18 protein-coding genes and 3 pseudogenes are annotated in these 18277 nt (G+C 70.1%); 16 read left to right on the top strand and 5 right to left on the bottom strand.

The window, feature by feature from the left end:
• The first annotated feature begins 512 nt into the window (after positions 1-512).
• The 6 genes from ADL01_RS45290 to ADL01_RS08515 all read left to right on the top strand — a co-directional run bounded on the left by ADL01_RS45290 (position 513) and on the right by ADL01_RS08515 (position 4397).
• The gene (locus ADL01_RS45290; protein WP_199834779.1) at positions 513-668 is read left to right on the top strand and encodes a metallophosphoesterase family protein; all 156 of its coding nucleotides are present in this window, start codon (positions 513-515) and stop codon (positions 666-668) included.
• 481 nt (positions 669-1149) lie between these two features.
• Positions 1150-1848: a HemK2/MTQ2 family protein methyltransferase gene (locus tag ADL01_RS08535; protein WP_053741301.1), complete on the top strand. Its 699-nt coding sequence runs from the start codon at positions 1150-1152 to the stop codon at positions 1846-1848.
• A complete protein-coding gene (locus tag ADL01_RS08530; protein WP_053741300.1) occupies positions 1841-2062 on the top strand; it encodes a CDGSH iron-sulfur domain-containing protein in 222 nt (73 codons plus the stop codon). The genes ADL01_RS08535 and ADL01_RS08530 overlap by 8 nt, the downstream gene beginning before the upstream one ends.
• A complete protein-coding gene (locus ADL01_RS08525; RefSeq protein WP_053741299.1) occupies positions 2059-3153 on the top strand; it encodes an iron-containing redox enzyme family protein in 1095 nt (364 codons plus the stop codon). Before ADL01_RS08530 ends, ADL01_RS08525 begins: the two co-directional genes overlap by 4 nt.
• Before the next feature lie 36 nt (positions 3154-3189).
• Complete coding sequence (locus ADL01_RS08520) at positions 3190-3600, top strand: hypothetical protein (protein ID WP_053741298.1); 411 nt, start codon at positions 3190-3192, stop codon at positions 3598-3600.
• Between the two features lie 83 nt (positions 3601-3683).
• A complete protein-coding gene (locus tag ADL01_RS08515) occupies positions 3684-4397 on the top strand; it encodes a DUF6766 family protein (protein ID WP_053741297.1) in 714 nt (237 codons plus the stop codon).
• Positions 4398-4621: 224 nt separating this feature from the next.
• On the opposite strand, the pseudogene ADL01_RS08510 reads toward ADL01_RS08515, so the two are convergent.
• Positions 4622-5080 (bottom strand): annotated as a pseudogene (locus ADL01_RS08510) (SRPBCC family protein); the annotation flags it as partial.
• Between the two features lie 161 nt (positions 5081-5241).
• On the opposite strand from ADL01_RS08510, the gene ADL01_RS08505 reads away from it, so the two are divergent.
• On the top strand, positions 5242-6795 hold the full coding sequence (locus ADL01_RS08505) for an FAD-dependent oxidoreductase (protein ID WP_053741295.1): 1554 nt from the start codon (positions 5242-5244) through the stop codon (positions 6793-6795).
• A 172-nt stretch (positions 6796-6967) separates the two neighbouring features.
• On the top strand, positions 6968-7546 hold the full coding sequence (locus ADL01_RS08500) for a hypothetical protein (protein WP_053741294.1): 579 nt from the start codon (positions 6968-6970) through the stop codon (positions 7544-7546).
• Between the two features lie 38 nt (positions 7547-7584).
• On the opposite strand, the gene ADL01_RS08495 is transcribed toward ADL01_RS08500, so the two are convergent.
• The 3 genes from ADL01_RS08495 to ADL01_RS45285 all read right to left on the bottom strand — a co-directional run bounded on the left by ADL01_RS08495 (position 7585) and on the right by ADL01_RS45285 (position 10929).
• Positions 7585-7983, bottom strand: coding sequence for a hypothetical protein (locus ADL01_RS08495; RefSeq protein WP_053741293.1), 399 nt, complete (start codon positions 7981-7983; stop codon positions 7585-7587).
• 22 nt (positions 7984-8005) lie between these two features.
• Entirely contained in the window at positions 8006-10255 is a 2250-nt protein-coding gene (locus ADL01_RS08490) for a hypothetical protein (protein WP_324614586.1), read from the bottom strand.
• A 398-nt stretch (positions 10256-10653) separates the two neighbouring features.
• Positions 10654-10929, bottom strand: a complete 276-nt coding sequence (locus tag ADL01_RS45285) for a hypothetical protein (protein WP_053741291.1) — start codon at positions 10927-10929, stop codon at positions 10654-10656.
• On the opposite strand from ADL01_RS45285, the pseudogene ADL01_RS41550 reads away from it, so the two are divergent.
• A pseudogene (locus tag ADL01_RS41550) lies at positions 10927-11100 on the top strand (AraC family transcriptional regulator); the annotation flags it as partial. The gene ADL01_RS45285 and the pseudogene ADL01_RS41550 overlap by 3 nt on opposite strands.
• Positions 11101-11359: 259 nt before the next feature.
• A complete protein-coding gene (locus tag ADL01_RS08480) occupies positions 11360-11794 on the top strand; it encodes a hypothetical protein (protein ID WP_053741290.1) in 435 nt (144 codons plus the stop codon).
• Positions 11795-12085: 291 nt separating this feature from the next.
• On the opposite strand, the gene ADL01_RS08475 is transcribed toward ADL01_RS08480, so the two are convergent.
• Positions 12086-13495, bottom strand: a complete 1410-nt coding sequence (locus ADL01_RS08475) for an MFS transporter (RefSeq protein WP_053741289.1) — start codon at positions 13493-13495, stop codon at positions 12086-12088.
• Positions 13496-13878: 383 nt separating this feature from the next.
• On the opposite strand from ADL01_RS08475, the gene ADL01_RS08470 reads away from it, so the two are divergent.
• The 6 genes and pseudogenes from ADL01_RS08470 to ADL01_RS45905 all read left to right on the top strand — a co-directional run.
• A complete protein-coding gene (locus tag ADL01_RS08470; protein WP_078960397.1) occupies positions 13879-14727 on the top strand; it encodes a 2-amino-3,7-dideoxy-D-threo-hept-6-ulosonate synthase in 849 nt (282 codons plus the stop codon).
• A complete protein-coding gene (locus ADL01_RS08465; RefSeq protein ID WP_053741288.1) occupies positions 14724-15953 on the top strand; it encodes a 3-dehydroquinate synthase II family protein in 1230 nt (409 codons plus the stop codon). The genes ADL01_RS08470 and ADL01_RS08465 overlap by 4 nt, the downstream gene beginning before the upstream one ends.
• A 6-nt stretch (positions 15954-15959) precedes the next feature.
• Positions 15960-17348 carry a class I adenylate-forming enzyme family protein gene (locus ADL01_RS08460; protein ID WP_053741287.1) on the top strand — a complete coding sequence of 463 codons (1389 nt, stop codon included), beginning with the start codon at positions 15960-15962 and terminating at the stop codon, positions 17346-17348.
• A gap of 138 nt (positions 17349-17486) precedes the next feature.
• Positions 17487-17762 (top strand): acyl carrier protein, encoded by a 276-nt coding sequence (locus ADL01_RS08455; RefSeq protein WP_199834778.1) that lies wholly within the window; start codon positions 17487-17489, stop codon positions 17760-17762.
• Positions 17759-18043: a hypothetical protein gene (locus tag ADL01_RS08450; RefSeq protein ID WP_053741286.1), complete on the top strand. Its 285-nt coding sequence runs from the start codon at positions 17759-17761 to the stop codon at positions 18041-18043. The genes ADL01_RS08455 and ADL01_RS08450 overlap by 4 nt, the downstream gene beginning before the upstream one ends.
• Positions 18033-18277: pseudogene (locus ADL01_RS45905) on the top strand (beta-ketoacyl-[acyl-carrier-protein] synthase family protein); the annotation flags it as partial. The gene ADL01_RS08450 and the pseudogene ADL01_RS45905, both read left to right, overlap by 11 nt.

Raw genomic sequence — 18277 nt, 5'->3', positions numbered from 1 at the left:
ACCCAGGTCTCCAGATCCGTCAGCCGGTCCGCCTTCGGGGTGCCGAGGACGGCGGCCACCTGTCTGACCGCGAGGACGGCGACGATGAGCCAGAGCACCACGCGGGCCACCTTCAGCCGTGCCCGCACTGCCTGGGCGCCACCCCCTCCGAAGGCACCTCCCGCTCCACCACCGTGCTCCGCGTTCGCCACGCCTCGTAGACCTCCCGCCCCATCCGCCCCATGGGTACCATTTGCCCCACGCGTCTCACCTGTACGACTTCCCAGAGAATCGCATTGCCTCCTGTGTGAGACGCGAGCACCCCCCTCTTCATCTAAGGCACCCCGGCCCTTGTCCAGCCCTTTGTCCGGCCTTTCATCTGGTCGACGATAGTCGGCCGGAGGCCCGGTCCTCTCCCTCGGTCGCGACGCAGACGTGCAGAGAGGGAAAGCCCGACCGGTTTCAGGCTGGATCGGACATCGGCGGCCCGAAAACGACCATGCTCTGTCCAGGCCCGGCATAGCGTCGACAGGATGCGGATCCCGCATCTCTCCGACACCCACATCGACCACGCCGGCGCACCCAACGCGTCACTGCGCGGGATGCTCACCGACGTACGGCATCTCGCGGGCCTCTCGGCCGTCGTCGTCAGCGGGGACCTCGCGGACAGCGGGGCGCCCGAGGAGTAGGCGGTCGTACGAGACCTGGTGGGCGCGTTCGCCCGGGAGCGGGGCATCTCGGTGTTCCGCACGACCGGGAACCACGACGAGCGCGTCGCCTTCGCGAAGGCGCTGGGCAGCGGGCACCTGGACCCGGCGGGCGGCGACCGCGCCGAGGACCAACCGGGCTCGCCGCACGGCCCGCTGTTCCACACGCCGCACGCCCGCGACCCCCGGGCCGGCGAGACGGTCTTTCGACGACGAATAGATCACCTCAGAAGCCCACCAGCTTCAGCCGGGACCCCAACGCCCACATTGACCTTGCCCGCACATGGCCGTTACGCCTGCCGCCAGGGGGTACTCGTGGTGCGCTGAGCGGCCCGTGTCCGCACAGTGGCCCGTCTGTCCCCTATGTCCATGTCGGAGCGATCGTGCGAGCAACACCTGTCGTCAACCGCACCCTCAAGAAGCCCCCGGAACCGTCCCCCACCGAGGCGACCGAGGGGCTCCCATGACCGCCGAAGCCCTCACCGCCGGGCCCCACCCGCTCCGCTGCTGGGTGCCGCCGGGCGTGTACGCACCACAGACCGACACCCGGCTGCTCGGGCAGGCGATACGCCGCGAGGGCATCACGGCGCGCACGGACGTACTGGACCTGGGCACCGGAAGCGGCCTGCTCGCGGTCGAGGCGGCCCGGCTCGGCGGCCGGGTCACCGCCGTCGACATCTCCTGGCGGGCGCTCGCCGCCGCCCGCCTCAACGCCCTGCTGAACGGGGAGTCCCTGCGCGTACGCCACGGCGACCTGGCGTCGGCCGTACCCGGGCACCGCTTCGACCTGGTGATCAGCAACCCGCCGTACGTGCCCGCCCCGGACACCGCCCCGCCCCGGGGCCTCGCCAGGGCCTGGGACGCCGGAAGGGACGGGCGCCGGCTGATCGACCGCATCTGCGACTCCGCCCCGGCGGTCCTGCGGCCGACGGGGACCCTCCTGATCGTGCACTCGCACCTGTGCGGGGTCGACGCGACCCTGGCCCGCCTGGAGAAGGCCGGCCTGCGGGCGGAGGTCGTCGACCGGGCCGCGGTGCCGTACGGGAGGGTGCTGCGTTCCCGACTCACCTGGCTGCGGCAACAGGGGCTGACGGCAGGCGACGGTACGACGGAGGAACTGGTGGTGATCCGTGCCGAACACACCGAACACGCCCATGCCTGAACGCCCTCGCCGTATCCGCGTCCAGCGCGACGGCCCCCTGCTGATCGAGGGGCCGGTGGAAGTGGTCGGCGAGGACGGCGAGTTGACCGTCTCGGACCGCTTCACCGTGGCGGTCTGCACCTGCCGCCGCAGCCGCGAGTTCCCCTGGTGCGACACGAGCCACCGCTGCCGCCGCCGCAAACCGCCCGCCGAGAAAGGCGACAACGCCCCATGACCGCCGCCCCCGCCTCCTCTCCCTCCCGGCAGCGGTTCCGGCTCCGGCCCCCGCCGCTGCCCGAACCGCGCGGACCGCTGTCCGCCGCCGTGACGGACCTGCTGCGGGGATCGGGATCGGGCGACGCGCGGGTGCCAGCGCCCGTCGACGGCTGCTCCCCGTACGGCGACGACCTGCAACTCGCCCTCTACGTCCTGTACGAGCTGCACTACCAGGGCTTCCAGGACGTCCCGGACAGCCTCGAATGGGACAGCGGGCTGCTGGCCTTCCGCGCCGCGCTGGAGGACCGCTTCCTGGGCGCGTTGCGCGAGGACGTGCCGGTCGCCGCCACGGAGACGGCCGCTCAGGCGCTGGACGAACTCCAGCTCGAACCGGTCGGCGACGACGGCACCGGCGTCTCGTACTTCCTCCGCGACGAAGGCACCCTCGAACACCTGCGCGTATACGCGGCGGTCCGCTCGCTCTACCACCTCAAGGAAGCGGATCCGCACGCCTGGGTCCTCCCCCGGCTCCACGGCCGGGCCAAGGCGGCCATGGTCGCCGTGGAGTTCGACGAGTTCGGCGCCGGCCGCGCCGACGAGGTCCACGCGCAGCTCTTCGCCGACCTCATGGCGGACCTGGGGCTGGACCCCACCTACGGCCGTTACGTCGACGCCGCGCCGGCCGAGGCCCTCGCCACCGTCAACCTGATGTCCCTCTTCGGTCTGCACCGGGCGCTGCGCGCGGCGCTCGTCGGGCACTTCGCGGCCGTCGAGGTGACGTCGTCCCCGGGCTCGCGCCGCCTCGCCGAGGCGATGCGCCGGGTGGGCGCGGGCCCGGCGGCCGTGCGCTTCTACACCGAGCACGTGACGGCGGACGCGGTGCACGAACAGGTCGTACGGCACGACGTCGTCGGCGGCCTCCTGGAGGACGAACCGCACCTGGACGCCGACGTGGTGTTCGGCGTCCACGCCACCACGTACCTCGAAACCCGCCTGTCGGACCGGCTGCTCGGCGCCTGGCGAACGGGCGCCACCGGCCTGCGCGAGGACACGTGTCTTCCGGTTTCGGCCGGGCGGGGGAAGGCGGGAGCGCGGCAGCCGTTCGCGTGAGCCTCGTTGCGGTCTACTGCCGGGGGAGGTGAGCGGATGATCCGGAGTGCGTACGCGGTGACGGTTTCCGTCCTGCTGGCCGTCGGCACCCTCGGCGGGTGCGGCACGGTGGCGCAGCGGCGGGACGACGTGCGCCACACGGCTGCCGTGTTCGAAAAGGCGCTCGCTGAAGGGGCGTACGACCGTGTGTGCGCCGTTCTCGCGCCCGCGACGCTGGACGAGCTCGAGCAGTCGTCCGGCAGCCCCTGCCCCAAGGCCGTGGGCGAGGAGTCGCTGAAGCCGGGCGGGGGCGTGCGACGGACCGACGTCTACGGCAACCAGGCACGGGCCGTGCTCTCCTCGGACACCCTGTTCCTGTCCCACTTCACCTCCGGCTGGAAGGTCGTGGCCGCCGGCTGCGAACCACGGCCCAAGGTGCCGTACCAGTGCGCGATCAAGGGTGGGTGAGGTGTGAGGGTCATGTTCACCGTCGTCGTCGGGGTCATCGCGGTCGGTCTCGCCTATTCGGCGGCCCTGGGGCTGATGCACAGATGACCGCCCGACTGACTGCCCGACCGACCGCCCCACGCGCGCGGGGCTTCCTGCGGAACAACGCGCTGGGGCTGTTCTTCCTGATCACGTTCGTGCTGGCGATCGCCGGACAGGCGATCTCCGGACACGCCGACTTCAACAACCAGCTGGCCGCCGACCAGCTCCAGCAGATCTCGCTGGGCGAGTACCTGACGACGTCCGACTTCGCGGTCGACGTGACGGAGAACTGGCAGTCGGAGTACCTGCAGTTCTTCCTCTACGTCGGCGCGACCATCTGGCTGCTGCAGCGCGGCTCGCCGGAGTCCAAGGAGATGCACAAGGCGGGCACCGAGTCCGACAAGGAGCAGCTGGTCGGCGCGCACGCCACGGCGGACTCGCCCAAGTGGGTCAGGGCCGGCGGATGGCGGCGCGCCGTCTACTCGCACTCCCTGCTGCTGGTGATGGGGACGATCTTCCTGCTGTCGTGGCTGGTCCAGTCGATCAGCGGCACGGCCGCCTACGACGAACAGCGGCTACGGCAGCTCCAGGCCCCGCTGAGCTGGGCCGGATACCTGGGCGCCGCCGACTTCTGGAACCGCACGCTGCAGAACTGGCAGTCCGAACTGCTGGCCGTCGCCTCGATGGCGGTTCTCTCGATCTACCTGCGGCAACGAGGATCCCCCGAGTCCAAGCCGGTGGGCGCCGCGCACGGCTCCACCGGCGTGGAGGGCTGAGGGCCGACGGCTGTCAGACGGTCGGTCGGACGGTCAGCCAGTCGGACGGTCACCTGGGGTCAGAGGAGCGGGTCGGAGGTGCCGGGGGCTCCGGGCGTACCCGGGTGGCCGGGGGTGCCGGGCATGTCACTGGGGCTGCCGGTGTGACCGGGGGTACCGGTGGCGCCAGGTGTGCCGGTGGCGCCAGGTGTGCCCGTGGCGCCTGCGGTGCCGGAGACACCCTGGTCGTCCGGCCGGATGCGGCCTCGCCAGGCGCCCGTCTCACCGCCGTGCTCCTCGATGAAGTCCTTGAAGCGGCGCAGGTCTCCCTTGACGCGGCGGTCGATCATGCCGAGCGCGTCCGCGCCCTTCTCGGCCATACCGGTGGGCTCGACGTCCATCGTCAGCTCCACGCGCGTGTGCGTCTCGTCGAGACGCTCGAACCGTACGGAGCCGCGCTGCTGGGTGTCGCCGCCGACCGTCCGCCAGGTGATCCGGTCGTCCGCCATCTGGTCGACGATCTCGGTGTCGAACTCGCGCCGCACCCCACCGATCTTGGTGGTCCAGTGGTTGTGCCGCTCGTCCAGCTGCCGCACCTCCTCCACACCCTCCATGAACTTCGGGAACTCCTCGAACTGAGTCCACTGGTTGTAGGCCGTGTGAACGGGAACCTGCACGTCCACTGCTTCCTTCACCGTGCTCATGCTTTCCTCCTCGTCTGAGGCATTGGACATCGTTCGCGGCATTGGCGCTCTTTCCGCACGACTCGGGTACCCAGGCCGACGGATTGAAGACATCCACCAGACATCCACTAAGGATTCGAGGTCGGCGCGTATCGCACGGCCCAGGGGGCACTCGGCCGTGCATGAACCCCGAAACCGGAATCCAGGGCTCCTACTGGCTGGAGACCGCGCCGCCCGCCACCCCCGCTCCCCCGCCCTCCGGTGACCTCACCGTCGACGTCGCGGTGATCGGCGGCGGCATCGCCGGCCTCAGCACCGCCTGGGAGCTGGTCCGGCAGGGACGCGAGGTGGCGGTGCTGGAGGCCGACCGCGTCGCCGCCGGGGTCACCGGCCGTACGACGGCCAAGCTGACCGCCCAGCACACCCTGATCTACGACCACCTGCGCCGCACCCGCGGCCCCGAGAGCGCACGTCTGTACGCCCGCTCCCAGTCCGAGGCGATCCGGCACGCCGCCGGCATCGTCGACGAGCTCGGCATCGACTGCGAGTGGGAGGAGGCCGCCGCCTTCACGTACGCCGAAGACCCGCGACGCGTCGAGGAACTGCGCGCGGAGGCCGAGGCGGCGCGCGAGGCGGGTCTGGCGGCCGAGTTCGTCACCACGACCGACCTGCCCTTCCCGGTCGCCGGCGCGGTCCGGGTGAGCGGCCAGGCCCAGTTCCACCCCCTCAAGTACCTGCTGGCGCTCACCGACGACCTGCGCCGACAGGGCGGCACGGTGTACGAGGGGACACGCGTCGTCGGTCTCACCGAGGGCGAGCCCTGTCTGCTGCGCACCGACGCCGGGGTCTCGGTGCGCGCGAACGAGGTCGTGGTCGCCACGCACTACCCCGTCTTCGACCGCGCCCTCCTGTTCACCCGCCTCAGCCCGCGCCGCGAACTCGTCGTCGCCGCGACCATCGACGAGGACCAGGCCCCGCGCGACATGTACATCACGCCGGAACAGAACACCCGCTCGGTACGCAGTGCCCCGTATGGCGACGGCAAGCGCCTCCTGATCGTCACCGGCGAGCACTTCACCCCCGGCGCCACCGACGTCGAGGAGAGGTTCGCGCGGCTGTCCGGCTGGGCCGACGACCACTTCCCCGGCCTCACGTTCACCCACCGCTGGGCCACCCAGGACAACGACTCGACCGACTCCGTACCGCTGGTCGGACCGCTCCGGCACGGCAGCCGGCACACCTGGGTGGCCACCGGGTTCGGCGGCTGGGGCCTGAGCGGCGGCATCATGGCGGGCCGCCTCCTCAGCGACCGGATCAACGGCCTCCCGTCCGACTGGAGCGACCTCTACGACCCACGTCGCCTCGCGCCCGTGGTCCGCGAGGGGATGTCGTTCCTCAAGCACCAGGCGCAGGTGGCCCGGCACTTCGTCGGCGACCGCCTGCCGACCATGACGGCCCCCGAGGTGGGCGACATCCCACCGGGCCACGGCGCGGTGCTCCGCCTCGGCGGACACCGCTGCGCCGTCCACCGGGACGAGAACGGCTCACTCCAGGCCGTCTCGGCACTCTGCACCCACCTCGGCTGCGTCGTCGCCTTCAACGACGCGGAACAGGCCTGGGAGTGCCCGTGCCACGGCTCCCGCTTCGCCCCCGACGGCCGGATTCTCCAGGGCCCGGCGGTACGCCCGCTGGAGCGGCGGGACATTCCGCAGACGGACGCGGAACAGTCCCGGTGACCGAGCGGGTGTACCGCGTGCTGTAGAGCGCCAAGCGCGCTGCTTTGCGTGTCGTTGTCCTGACAGATGTCAGGACGCTACGCAGGGCAGGCCGAGTAGGTTCCCCGCCATGGGGCGGCGAACTCCACTGCCAGTTCCTGGTTGTCTCTTGGTTCGTCAGGAAAGGAATGGCATGTCCATCTTGAAGCGCTACGCATCCCTCGCAGCCGCAGCCGTGGCTGTGTTGTCTGTGAGCTTGGCGGGACCCGCATCCGCGGAGACGACGCACAGCAAGGCAGCCTTCGGCGCACAGGCCCGCGCCGCCGGTCTCAGCCAGGATGCCGCCAAGTCTCTCCAGGCGAAGGTGGACCACTACCTTGCCCGCCACCACGGACAGCAGGTCGCGGCGAACGAGATCGCCCTGGCCGACGGCGCCACGCTGACAGTCACCGTTCCCGGCGAGAAGCGTGTGCGTGACTTGAGCAAGCCGACCGGAAGCCGTGCCGCAACAGCACAGTGGGAGTGCTCCCAGGACTACTTCTGCATGTACCGCGATGTCCTGGGCCTGGGCGACCGAGTTGCCCTGTACCACTGCCAGGACTACGCGCTGCAGGACTGGACCGGCGACGGCTCCTACTACAACCTCCAGACCCGTGGCACCCAGGCCCTGTTCAAGAACCAGAACCGTACTGTCATCGACGTCACGCCTGCTGCTCCCTTCAGCAATGCGAGCTATGACTGGACCCCCGTCTGGTTCGTCAGGCCCTGCTGAACCGGCCGGCTACGCGTGCCACTCCGCCCCCGTGCCCCTCACGCCCCCAGTGCCCCCCGTACCGTCTGCGCGAGTTCCCCCACCGCCACGACCAGGGGGGTCACCGGCTGGACGAACTCGGTCAGGCGGTCCAGGGCGCGGCGTAGGACCGTCGGTTGGGGTTCTTCCTCGTCCAGTTCCTCTCTCAGGCGCCGTAGTTCGCGGGTGGTGGCCTCCGGGTCGGTCAGGGACGCTTGGTGTTCGGCGAGCAACTGCTCCACGACGGCGAGGAGTTCGGCCGTACGGGCTGCTGCTTGCGGCTGGAGGGTCACCGAGCCGGAGAACGCCTGGGCGTGGTTGCCGATCGCCTGGTTGCCCACGTAGTGGGTACCGCCGTTGATCACCAGGCCGTTGTTGACCGGCGGATCCGGACGGTCGATCTCACTGCTGCCGCTCATGGCGGAACCCCTTCTTCCGTCGCTACTTCTGGGCGCCGGCGGCGGCCGGACCGGTCGTCTGCGCGACGTTCTGGGTGGCGCTGGCCCCCGTGCCGATCGCCTGGTTGCCGATGATGCTCGTACCGCCCTGCTGAATGACACCCTGGTTGAGGATGGTCTGCTGCTGGGCGCGGAAGTCGGTGGTGTCGTAGCCGCGTGCGTCGAGGAACTCCCGTATCGCGGCGAGGGTGTGGCGCTGTACGGCCGAGGTGACCCGGTCGGCGTCCACGACCTGGAAGTAGTTCTGGTAGACGGGGCTCGTCGCGATCTCCCGCATGCTCAGCCGGGCACCGTAGTCGAAGACCGGGTCCTGCTCCATGGCCGTCAGTTCGTCCGCCATCCGCCGGGTGCGCCGCGCCTCGAAACGTGCCTGGCGCAGCGCGCGGGAGGGCGCGCCGAAGAACGCCGGGCCGGTGCGGGGCAGGGCGTCGGCGAGCAGCCCGCGCTGCCGCTCGGGGGTGAGCGGGTCACGCAGGCGGTCCACGACGTGGTAGACGGCACCCACCGGGCCGAGCACATGGTTGCCGCACTGCAGGTGCAGGGTTCTGCCCTCGGTCGAGAAGTGCAGGAGCACGCTGGGCACCACGTCGTCGCCCCACAACGGCACGTAGACCGCCAGATGGTGGCGGACCGCGCCCGTGGGTCGCCGCATGATGTCCTCGACCGCCTCGGCCGGCAGCCGCATGGCCGGTGCCAGACCGGCGGGCGTCATGAACCGGGGGTCGTCGCCGATGGTGGTGCCGTTCACGAAGACCCGGTCCTCGATGGTGAGGGAACCGAGGGATTCCGCGGCCCCCGAGGACGCGACCCTGTCGGTGTTGCCGCGCGCGGCGACCGTGCGGAGGTGTTCGCGTACGTGGGCGACGAGTTCGACGACGTCGAAGGCCTCCGGTCCGCCCGGGCGCCGGCTCTTGTCGGCGCGGTCCTCCGAGGGCAGCAGCGGTACGGCGACCGACCAGTTGGAGGCGGCGGGGGAGTAGCCGACGAACGGTGAGTATCCGCTGTAGACGGTGACGTTGCCGTCCCGTGCCTCCTTGACGACCGCCATCCGGTTGACGATCCACTGCTTCAGGGGCAGGGCCGGCAGCCGGCGCCGGGCGAACGCGGTGCGGGTCATGGTGGTGCGCAGCAGCCGGTCGATGCCGAGGTCGTGCCGTACGACCGTCACGTACGCGAACACCACCGCGCCGACGGACGCGAGGACGGCCGGGACCCCGCCCAGGTAGGCGCCGAGCAGCCAGCTCACGAACCCGGAGACGGGCAGGGACGCGATGGCGGAGGCGAGGGGGAAGGAGAAGGGCACCACCACCGCCGCGGTGACCGCCGTACTCACCAACGCCCTGTTTCCGGGCTGGCGTTGGCCACGGGTGGCGCGGCCGTCCCGGGAGCGGCCGACGCTCGCGGTGAACGACAGGAACACGGCGCTGAACAGCAGCCACAGCGGCGCGAACAGGGCCACGACCGCGAACGCCCCCGCCAGTCGCAGGTCGCGTTGGCGGCGCATCTCCTGCGCGGCCAGGCAGTGGTGGGCCACCGCCACCAGGTCGACGCCGGGCGAGGGCGCGACGGCGCCGACCTCGTCGGCGAGCACGCCGTCCACCACCCGGTCGGCGAACTCCTCGTCGACGTAGGCCGCGGCGCACAGGTACCGGGTGACGTCACCCGGCACGCTCCCGACCGGCATGTGCGCCCGCAGGGTCGTCGTCATGGCGGCATCTGCCTTTCTGGAACGGTTCGGACGGTTCGGACGGTTCGGACGGAACAGCGCCTTGGTGGCACCGGCTGAGCCGGGGACGGACACACGCGGCAGGCCTACGGTCAGCAGGGCGAGCAGGACTCCGCTGGTCAGGCCGAAGGAGAGGGCGGGGTGCAGGAGTTCGTAGCGCAGTTCGGGGGTCGACAGGTGCAGTCCGTCGACGAAGGCGTCCAGCATCCACCAGCGCAGCAGGGAGACGACTTCCGACACCAGCACACCCGCGAGAATGCAGCGGCCCCAGCCGGCCGTACCCCGGGCCGTCGATCGCGACATCACCCGGGTGAGCGCCACGAGCAGCAGCACGACGCTGATGTTCTGCACGACCAGCATGTTCGAGCCGGCGTAGTCGATGTACCTGTCGGTGGAGAGGTCCCACCTCGGGACGAACGCGCCCTCGACCAGCCAGCGTATGGTCTCGCTCTCGAAGTGGCCGATGAAGAGGTCGTGCGCGCGGTCCTGCCCCCAGGGACTGCCCACGACGAGAAGGATCAGGCACAGCAGCGCGGCGCGTCCACGCGAGGGCGATCTGCCCCCGGACGCACTCCGTCGGTACATGAACACGTGGCGTTCCCCCCGTCGCCGGCCCCCGCGACCTGTGGCCGCACCCTATGGCTATCCCCGTTCGCGGCGCCTGGGAACCCGTGAACTTCCGTGTCGGGTACGGCAGTTGCGGAGCGACGAAGAGTCCTGTCGCGGGGACGGTGCCGACACCGTCCCCGTGACAGGACTCGACGGGTTGCCCGTACCGGCCGCGAGGGACGCCACCTTGGTGCCGTGACCGAGCCTGTCCGTGGACGCCGGAGGCGAACGGTCCGTGCCGGAGGCGAACGGACAGGCCGGCAGCGCAAGGACCCGGACCGGGATGGGGATGGGGATCAGGACCGGGAGGGGGACCGTGCGTGCTCCGCGGCCATCTCGGCCAGTACCTCGTCGAGCGACGTGGGCGTGATGTCCAGGGTCTTCGTGGTCGCCGACGCGTCGAGGATGTTGGGCCGGTCGTACAGGTACAGCATCTCGGGAAACTCCGCCATGACCGGATCGGTGCGCCCGATGTCCTGGAGCTCCCGTACGGTCATGCGGCGCAGCTGCGGGGCGGGCGCGCCGGACGCCTCGGCGAGGCGCTGTACGGCCCGGCCGGGGCCCGTCGCCACCAGCGGGTGAACCGGGCGCAGGAGCTCCTGGAGATCAAGGACCTCCCGATGGACCAGGTCGCCCGCCTCAGCGGCTTGGCCACCACCGACTCCCTACGCCAACACCTCGCAAAACGAACCGGCCTCACCCCCACCGCCTACCGCGCCGCGTTCACCCGGCACGCGGACTGACGCCGACGCCGTCGACGCCGTCGAGCGCGCCGTGACACGACGGTCGGCGTCCACGATCCGCCGGACAGGGCCCGTCCCGGGGGGAGTGTTTCGGCGGCGCGACCGACCGCGCAACCGTCACCCCGCGGACATTTATGGGGGAACCCTGTGAACGCCCTAAGACGCCGCAGGGCTGCTGGATAAGCTGCGCTGACGCCCAAGATCAAACACGAAGGGCTGCCTCCCAGGGGCGTAGGGGTGGCCGGACAGGTACGGAAGAGTGCGAAAGACAACGGGGAAGATCCTCGCGCTGGGCACCATGGCGACACTGGCGGTGGCCGTCAGTGCCTCGCCTGCGGCTGCGGCTGACAAGACGATCCGCAACGTCAAGGGTGTGTACGGCATCAGCGGGGAGTACTGGTACAACAGCGGGTCCTCGACGCGCGGCCTGAACTCCGTCGGTGCTCACAAGTCGGATCTCAAGAAGAAGTCGACGCTGTACGCCCGTTGGCTCTACAAGAAGCCCGGCGGCACCTACAAGGTGGGCCAGTCCTGGAAGAAGGCGACACTGACCCGCGTGCACGACGGAACCTACGACGCCCACACCGGCTGGGGGAAGAACGACAGCCACACCGGGCCCAAGTTCCCCAAGAACACGGTGATCTGCACCCAGTTCAAGGGCAGCTCCACGAAGGTGTGCGCCACTCTGAAGTAGGGCGCTGGTGAGGCTGTCCGGCCGCCGGAAGACCGGCCGTCGGACAGCCTCAGCTGTAGCAGTCGAGCGACCTCACCCGCCGGGCCCAGAGCACCGTGGCGGCCGCCGACATGACCGCCTGCCAGGCCCTGGTATTCGACGCGATCGACTACGCCCACCGCACCTTCGCAAGCGTCGGGCTGCCGGTCCTGGTGTAGATCTCGCGGGAGGGGCTCGGGGGAGAGCGAGGCGATGCTGTTGTACCAGGGCGACCGGTTTCCGGCGGAGGCGGCATGCTCCCGCCCCCACCCCTCACACCCCGAACTCGTGATCCCGCGTCTCCGGCAGCGCCAGCAGGCACAGGAGGCTCACCAGGCACAGGGAGCCCGTGTAGAAGCCGAGGACGAGCGGGGATTCCCAGTGGCTGTTGAGCCAGGTGGCGACCGACGGGGCGAAGCCGCCGCCGAGGGTGTTGGCGAGGATGAAGGCGGCGGAGGCGCCGGTGTAGCGCAGCCGGGCCGGGAACAGTTCCGGCAGGAAGGCCGCCACCGGGGAGAACATCAGCGCGAGGAACATCAGGCCGACCGTGTAGGCGCCGGTGATCACCAGCCCGTCGCGTGAGCTCAACGACGCGTACATGGGTACCGCCCACACCACGCTCCCGACGGCTCCGGCCAGCATCAGGGGACGGCGGCCGATCCGGTCGGACAGCCTGGCGACCGGGAGGGTGATGGCGATTCCGGCCGCCGCGCCGATGCTCGCGGCGGTCAGCATCGTGTTCCGGGGGATGCCCAGTTCCGTCGGGCCGTACGAGAGGCTGTAGACGATCGTCAGGTAGTAGACGGCCGAGCCGCCGATCGCCGCGCCGGTGCCGAGCAGCAGCCGGCCGGGGTACTGCCTGAGGACCGCGCCCAGCGGAAAGCGGGCCGCCGACTCCGACACAGACGCAGACAACAGCTCCGGCACCGAGACCGACACCGGTTCCGGCACCGGATTTCGGTCCGCTGCCCCCGTCGTGGCCGTGAAGACCGGGGACTCGGAGACCGTCGTACGCACCCACAGGCCGACCGCGACGAGGACGGTGCTGAGCAGGAACGGGATGCGCCAGGCCCAGTCGGTGAAGCCGTCCATGCCCACGATGTTCATTGTCGGCAGGATGACCGCGGTCGAGAGAAGGAAGCCGAGCGAGGGGCCGACGTTCGGGATGGACGCGTACAGGGCGCGCCGGCCCGGCGGCGCGTGTTCGGCGGCGAGCAGCACCGCCCCGCCCCACTCGCCGCCCATGCTGACGCCCTGGAGCAGACGGAGTGTCACCAGCAGTACGGGGGCCAGGAACCCGGCGGTCTCGTACGTGGGCAGCAGTCCGACGCCGACCGTGGCCACGCCCATCAGCAGCAGTGAGACGACCAGGGCGGGTCTGCGGCCGAGCCGGTCGCCGATCGTGCCGAACAGGATGACGCCGAGGGGGCGGGAGAGGAAGGCCGCGGCGAAGGTGAGGAACGCGGCCATGGAGGAGAGGGTCGCGTTGCCGGAGGGGAAGAAGGCGGGGCCGAGGACGAGCGCGGAGGCGGTGCCGTACACGGCGAAGTCGTAGTACTCGATCGTGGTGCCGACCAGGCTCGCCACGGCGACCCGCGGGGCCTCGGATTTCGCCGTGTTCGCGGTCTGTGGGGGTGAAGCGGCCAGTTTCGGGTCGCCGGTCTTGAGCGGTAATTCAGGCATGGGGGGAGCACTTCCGGGTCCTGAGCGGGAGGACAGTCACCTTAGTCATCAAAATTGAATTTCTACAAAAAACCATTCATGGGCAGGGGCAGAACGCCCCAACGCGCATAGACCGCATAGACCGCATAGATTCGCACGAACAGCACTCACAGACCCCGTCAACCCCACGGGACCTGTCAACCTCGTATCAATATTCATACGGTGTCATGTATAAATATTTTTCGAGAACCGCATCTTGCCAACAGGCAGCCACACGTGAATGCTCGTGAGCGCCGAATTTGAAAGTTCTATAACCATCATTTTCCAGACACGAAGAATCGCAACGGAATGTCGCGATTCGGCTTTCTAAAATGCGGCCCACGGGCCGGGAAGGCTCATTGCGCATGCCTAAAAACGGCAAGCAATTACGCTTGCGAAGACTTTCGCTGGCGGGTGACGACCGGCATCTGCTCATCCCGCTCGACCACAGCGTCTCGGACGGCCCGATCGTCGCCGCCGACAAGTGGGACGACCTGCTGCGGGCCCTCGTGGCAGGCGGGGCCGACGGGATCATCGTCCACAAGGGACGCGCCCGCTCCTTCGCGCCGGACATCCTGAAGAGCTGCGCGCTGGTGGTGCACCTGAGCGCCAGCACCTCCTGCTCCGCCGACGTCCACGCCAAGGTGCTGGTCTCCGACGTCGAGGAGGCTCTGACGCTCGGCGCGGACGCGGTCAGCGTTCATGTGAACATCGGCTCCGACACCGAGTCCCAGCAGCTGGCCGACCTGGGGGCGGTGGCTCGATCCTGCGACGCGTGGGGCATGCCGCTGATCGCGATGGTGTATCCGCGCGGCCCCCGGATCGAGGACCCGCGCGACCCCGCCCTTCTCGCCCACATCGCCAATGTCGCCGCCGACCTGGGCGCCGACATGGTGAAGACGTCCGTCGCCCTGCCGGTCGAGCGCATGGCCGAGGTGGTGGCGAACAGCCCCATCCCCGTCCTCGCGGCCGGCGGTCCACCGGACGGCTCCGACCTCGTCGAGTACGGCACCGCCGTGATGGCGAGCGGCTGCCGGGGCCTGGCCATCGGACGCCGGATCTTCTCCTCCCCCACGCCCGCAGCGCTGGTGTCCCGGCTCTCGGCCGTCGTGCACGGCAAGGGCAGCGGCATAGGCGGCGACGGCATCCCGGGCGGCATCTCTGATGGCATGCACATGGCTAATTATTCGACGATCGTGGCAGGAGTGGCATGAGGTTCGCATGGATCGACCTGCGTGAGGTTCCCCGTCCGCAGCTCCAGGCGGTGGTGGACGCGGCAATCCACGCCCGGATGGCGGGAGTTGTGGCCACCGACGCCGAGTTGCTCGGGACCCTGCCCCCGACGGTCACCCGGGTGCTCGCCACGGGAGGTCCCGCGCCGACGCCGTCACCGGCCGCCGTGCGCAAGCTCAGCGACAAGGAGACGAAGGAGGCGAAGGAGGGCAGGGACGCCAAGGCTCCCGACAAGGACGCCAAGTCGCCCTCCGGAAGCGACAGTTCACCGGCCGGCAACGGGTTCGACGTACTCCTGCGGAAGTTCGGCACGCAGGACGAGCTGGACGCCCTCGCCGCGGACCACCGCGCCGGCGGCACCCCGGTCTCCGGCTTCGTCGACGTACGGGACGACCGCACCCTCCAACTGTCGTGCGCGGGCGCCATGGTGCTGCCGTACACGGTCATCCACTTCGCCGACCCGACGAAGATCCCGCTGGAGATCGTGCTCGCCGCGGCCGAGTCCGCCGAGGGCAAGCTCGTGACGGTCGTCGACGGCCTGGAGGAGGCGGCCATCGTCTTCGACGTGCTGGAACGCGGCTCGGACGGCATCCTCTTCACGCCCCGCAGCGCCGACGACGTGTTCGCCCTGGCCCGGCTGCTGGAGGCGACGACACCCCAACTGGAGCTGTCCACACTGACCGTGGAGAGCATCCGGCACGTCGGACTCGGCGACCGGGTCTGCGTGGACACCTGCTCGCACTTCGAGGAGGACGAGGGCATCCTCGTCGGCTCCTACTCCTCCGGGTTCGTGCTGTGCTGCAGCGAGACCCACCCCCTGCCCTACATGCCGACCCGCCCGTTCCGGGTCAACGCGGGCGCCCTGCACTCGTACACACTCGGCCCCGACAACCGCACCAACTACCTCAGCGAGGTCGGCTCGGGCAGCGCGCTCCTCGCCGTCGGCGCCGACGGGCGCACCCGGCGGGTCGTCGTCGGACGCGCGAAGCTCGAGTCCCGGCCGCTCCTCGAGATCCGTACCCACGCCGAGGACGGCCGGCTGGTCAGCCTGACCGTGCAGGACGACTGGCATGTACGGGTGCTCGGCCCCGGCGGGAAGGTCCTCAACGTCACCGAGCTGCGGACCGGCGACGAACTGCTCGGCTACCTGGCCGCCGACAAGCGTCATGTGGGCCTGCCCATCGGCGAGTTCTGCAAGGAGGTCTGAGATTCGATGGGCGAACTCGAATCAGAGCTCACCGCGCTGGTGCGGCGCCTGTTCGACGCGCACAACGACCGCCTGCCCTGTCTGACACACCAACAGGAAATGGTCACTCGGGGCGAGTTGCGGGAACGGGTGGCCAAGCAGGCCGCCGTCTTCGCCGGGTACGGCATCGGGCCCGACAGCACCGTGGGGCTGCGGACGCCGCCCAGTTTCACGCAGATCGAGGTACTGCTCGCCCTGTGGCGGCTCGGCGCGCAGGTGATGCTCTTCGACTTCCGGCTCAAACCGCCGGAGGTCGCGGCGCTCTGCGAGTCCTGCCGACCGCAGTTCATGGTCAGCGCCGGTACCAACGTCCGGTCCACGTACGGATTCCGGTCAGAGTACGAGGTCGTCACCGAACGGCGCAGAGGCGGACTGGCGGCCACCACCGCGCACCGCCTCGTCCAGTTCAGCTCGGGCTCCACCGGACGTCCGAAAGTCATCGGCAGGACAGCCCGGTCGATCGCCACCGAGGTGGACCGGTTCGCCGGGGTCCCGGGCATGCCGGCCGAGGGCGACCGACTGCTGCTGCTCAGTTCGACAGCGCACAGCTTCGGTCTGATCGGCGGCCTGCTGTACTCCCTCGCCGCCGGTGTCTCCGTCGTCTTCGCTCCCCGCGTCTTCGCCCGCGACATCCTGCGGACGGCGGTGGAGCACCGGATCACCGCCCTGTTCGGCGTACCCACGCACTTCGACCTGTGCGCCGCCGCCACCGATCCCCCCGCGCTGCCCGACCTGCGGATCGCGGTGTCGGGCGGCGAGATCATGCCCCCGCAGGTCGCGGCGCGCTTCACGCAGCGGTACGGCGTCGGAGTCGGCGAGGCGTACGGGACCACGGAGACCGGCATCATCGCCATCGACGTCGGCGGCACACTGCGCCCCTCGGTCGGCCGGGCGGCGCCGGGCGTGTCGCTCCGCGTACACCACGGCGAACTGGACGTCGCCCTCGACGAGTCGCCCTACCTCTTCGACTCGGGCGGCACCCAGTACACCGACGGCTGGCTCCACACCCGGGACCGGGCCACGCTGGACGCGGGCGGCGCGGTACTGGTGCGGGGGCGCGCGGACTCCCTCGTGGTGATCGGCGGCCTCAAGGTCGACCTCACCGAGGTGGAGAACGTCCTTCGCGACCACCCGGCCGTCGAACAGGCGGTCCTGGTCCACGAGGAGACGACCGAGGCGTACGTCGCGGTCAGCGCCGGTGCGGAGCGGCCGTCGGCCGAGGAGTTGTCGCGGTGGTGCCGGGAGCGGCTGGCCGACTACAAGGTGCCGCGTGTCATCCGGCTGCTGGACGCGTTGCCGCGCACGTCCAACGGGAAGTTGGTGCGGCAGGCCGCGACACTCCGCTCCGCCGGGTAGGGCGGGGGGTATCGCCGGGTTGGTTTTTTGTCTGCGGGCCGGTTTGTGGCTTGTCGCGCCCACGCGGCGGAGCCGCAAATGCCACAGCCCCGCGCCCCTGTCGGGGGCGCTTCACTCCCCCTACTGGAGAAAGTGATCATGAGTACTTCCACTCTGGAAGACGAGATCCGCGAGTTCGTTCTGAGCTCCGTCATCGATGACATGAACATTCTGCTCAGCCGCGACGGCATCACTGACGACAGCCCGGTGACCGTCGGCGGGCTGGACGTCGACTCCCTGAGCCTGATCGAGTTGACGCTGCGCCTGGAGTCGCGGTTCGGCGTCGAGATTCCCGACACCGACATCGAGTCCCTGGCCACCCTGACCCTCGGCGGGCTCGTCGCCGAGGTCGCCCGACGGGGTGCGAAGGCATGAGTACGAGCACCGGTGCCACCGGCACCGACATCACCGCCGACGCCGTACGGGAGCTTCTGTCGGACCGCAAGGTCTTCCCGGGGCTGCCCGACGATCTCGACGAGGATGCCGAACTGGTCCTGGACTCCCTGGGGTTGGTATGGCTGCTCCATGTGGTGGAGGAACGGTACGGCCTGGTCGTCGAGCCCACCGACGACGACATCGCCGGGATGACCTCGCTCCGCCGGCTCACCGGATACCTGCGTACCGCCCAGAAGGAGGGCGCCCCGGATGGCGCGTGAAGTGACGGTGACCGGATACGGCGTACAGACCGCGTTCGGTGAGGGGGCGGAAGCCTTGCGGCGCGGGGTGTTCGCGGGGGTGCCGGCGTTTCGGCCGACGACGCGGTTCGATACGGGGCCGTATCGGACAGGGGTTGCCGCTGCGGCGCCGGGCGACTCCGTCGAGGGGTGGGCGTTGCGGGATGCGCTTCGGCGGTGTGGGTCAGCTGCGCTGGGCATGGCGGGGTTGGGGGT

Source organism: Streptomyces sp. NRRL WC-3618 (assembly GCF_001280005.1).
Lineage (GTDB): Bacteria > Actinomycetota > Actinomycetes > Streptomycetales > Streptomycetaceae > Streptomyces.
Note: the sequence above shows the minus strand (reverse complement) of the source record. Positions and strands in the feature narration are given on the sequence as shown.

Excerpts from the sequence above, each read along its gene's own strand:
- ADL01_RS08460 (WP_053741287.1), top strand. The coding sequence starts at position 15,960 with ATGGGCGAACTCGAATCAGAGCTCACCGCGCTGGTGCGGCGCCTGTTC.
- ADL01_RS08495 (WP_053741293.1), bottom strand. The coding sequence starts at position 7,983 with ATGAGCGGCAGCAGTGAGATCGACCGTCCGGATCCGCCGGTCAACAAC.
- ADL01_RS45290 (WP_199834779.1), top strand. The coding sequence starts at position 513 with ATGCGGATCCCGCATCTCTCCGACACCCACATCGACCACGCCGGCGCA.
- ADL01_RS08450 (WP_053741286.1), top strand. The coding sequence starts at position 17,759 with ATGAGTACGAGCACCGGTGCCACCGGCACCGACATCACCGCCGACGCC.
- ADL01_RS08515 (WP_053741297.1), top strand. The coding sequence starts at position 3,684 with ATGACCGCCCGACTGACTGCCCGACCGACCGCCCCACGCGCGCGGGGC.
- ADL01_RS08500 (WP_053741294.1), top strand. The coding sequence starts at position 6,968 with ATGTCCATCTTGAAGCGCTACGCATCCCTCGCAGCCGCAGCCGTGGCT.
- ADL01_RS08505 (WP_053741295.1), top strand. The coding sequence starts at position 5,242 with ATGAACCCCGAAACCGGAATCCAGGGCTCCTACTGGCTGGAGACCGCG.
- ADL01_RS08535 (WP_053741301.1), top strand. The coding sequence starts at position 1,150 with ATGACCGCCGAAGCCCTCACCGCCGGGCCCCACCCGCTCCGCTGCTGG.
- ADL01_RS08455 (WP_199834778.1), top strand. The coding sequence starts at position 17,487 with ATGAGTACTTCCACTCTGGAAGACGAGATCCGCGAGTTCGTTCTGAGC.
- ADL01_RS08520 (WP_053741298.1), top strand. The coding sequence starts at position 3,190 with ATGATCCGGAGTGCGTACGCGGTGACGGTTTCCGTCCTGCTGGCCGTC.
- ADL01_RS08470 (WP_078960397.1), top strand. The coding sequence starts at position 13,879 with ATGCCTAAAAACGGCAAGCAATTACGCTTGCGAAGACTTTCGCTGGCG.
- ADL01_RS08530 (WP_053741300.1), top strand. The coding sequence starts at position 1,841 with ATGCCTGAACGCCCTCGCCGTATCCGCGTCCAGCGCGACGGCCCCCTG.
- ADL01_RS08525 (WP_053741299.1), top strand. The coding sequence starts at position 2,059 with ATGACCGCCGCCCCCGCCTCCTCTCCCTCCCGGCAGCGGTTCCGGCTC.
- ADL01_RS08475 (WP_053741289.1), bottom strand. The coding sequence starts at position 13,495 with ATGCCTGAATTACCGCTCAAGACCGGCGACCCGAAACTGGCCGCTTCA.
- ADL01_RS08465 (WP_053741288.1), top strand. The coding sequence starts at position 14,724 with ATGAGGTTCGCATGGATCGACCTGCGTGAGGTTCCCCGTCCGCAGCTC.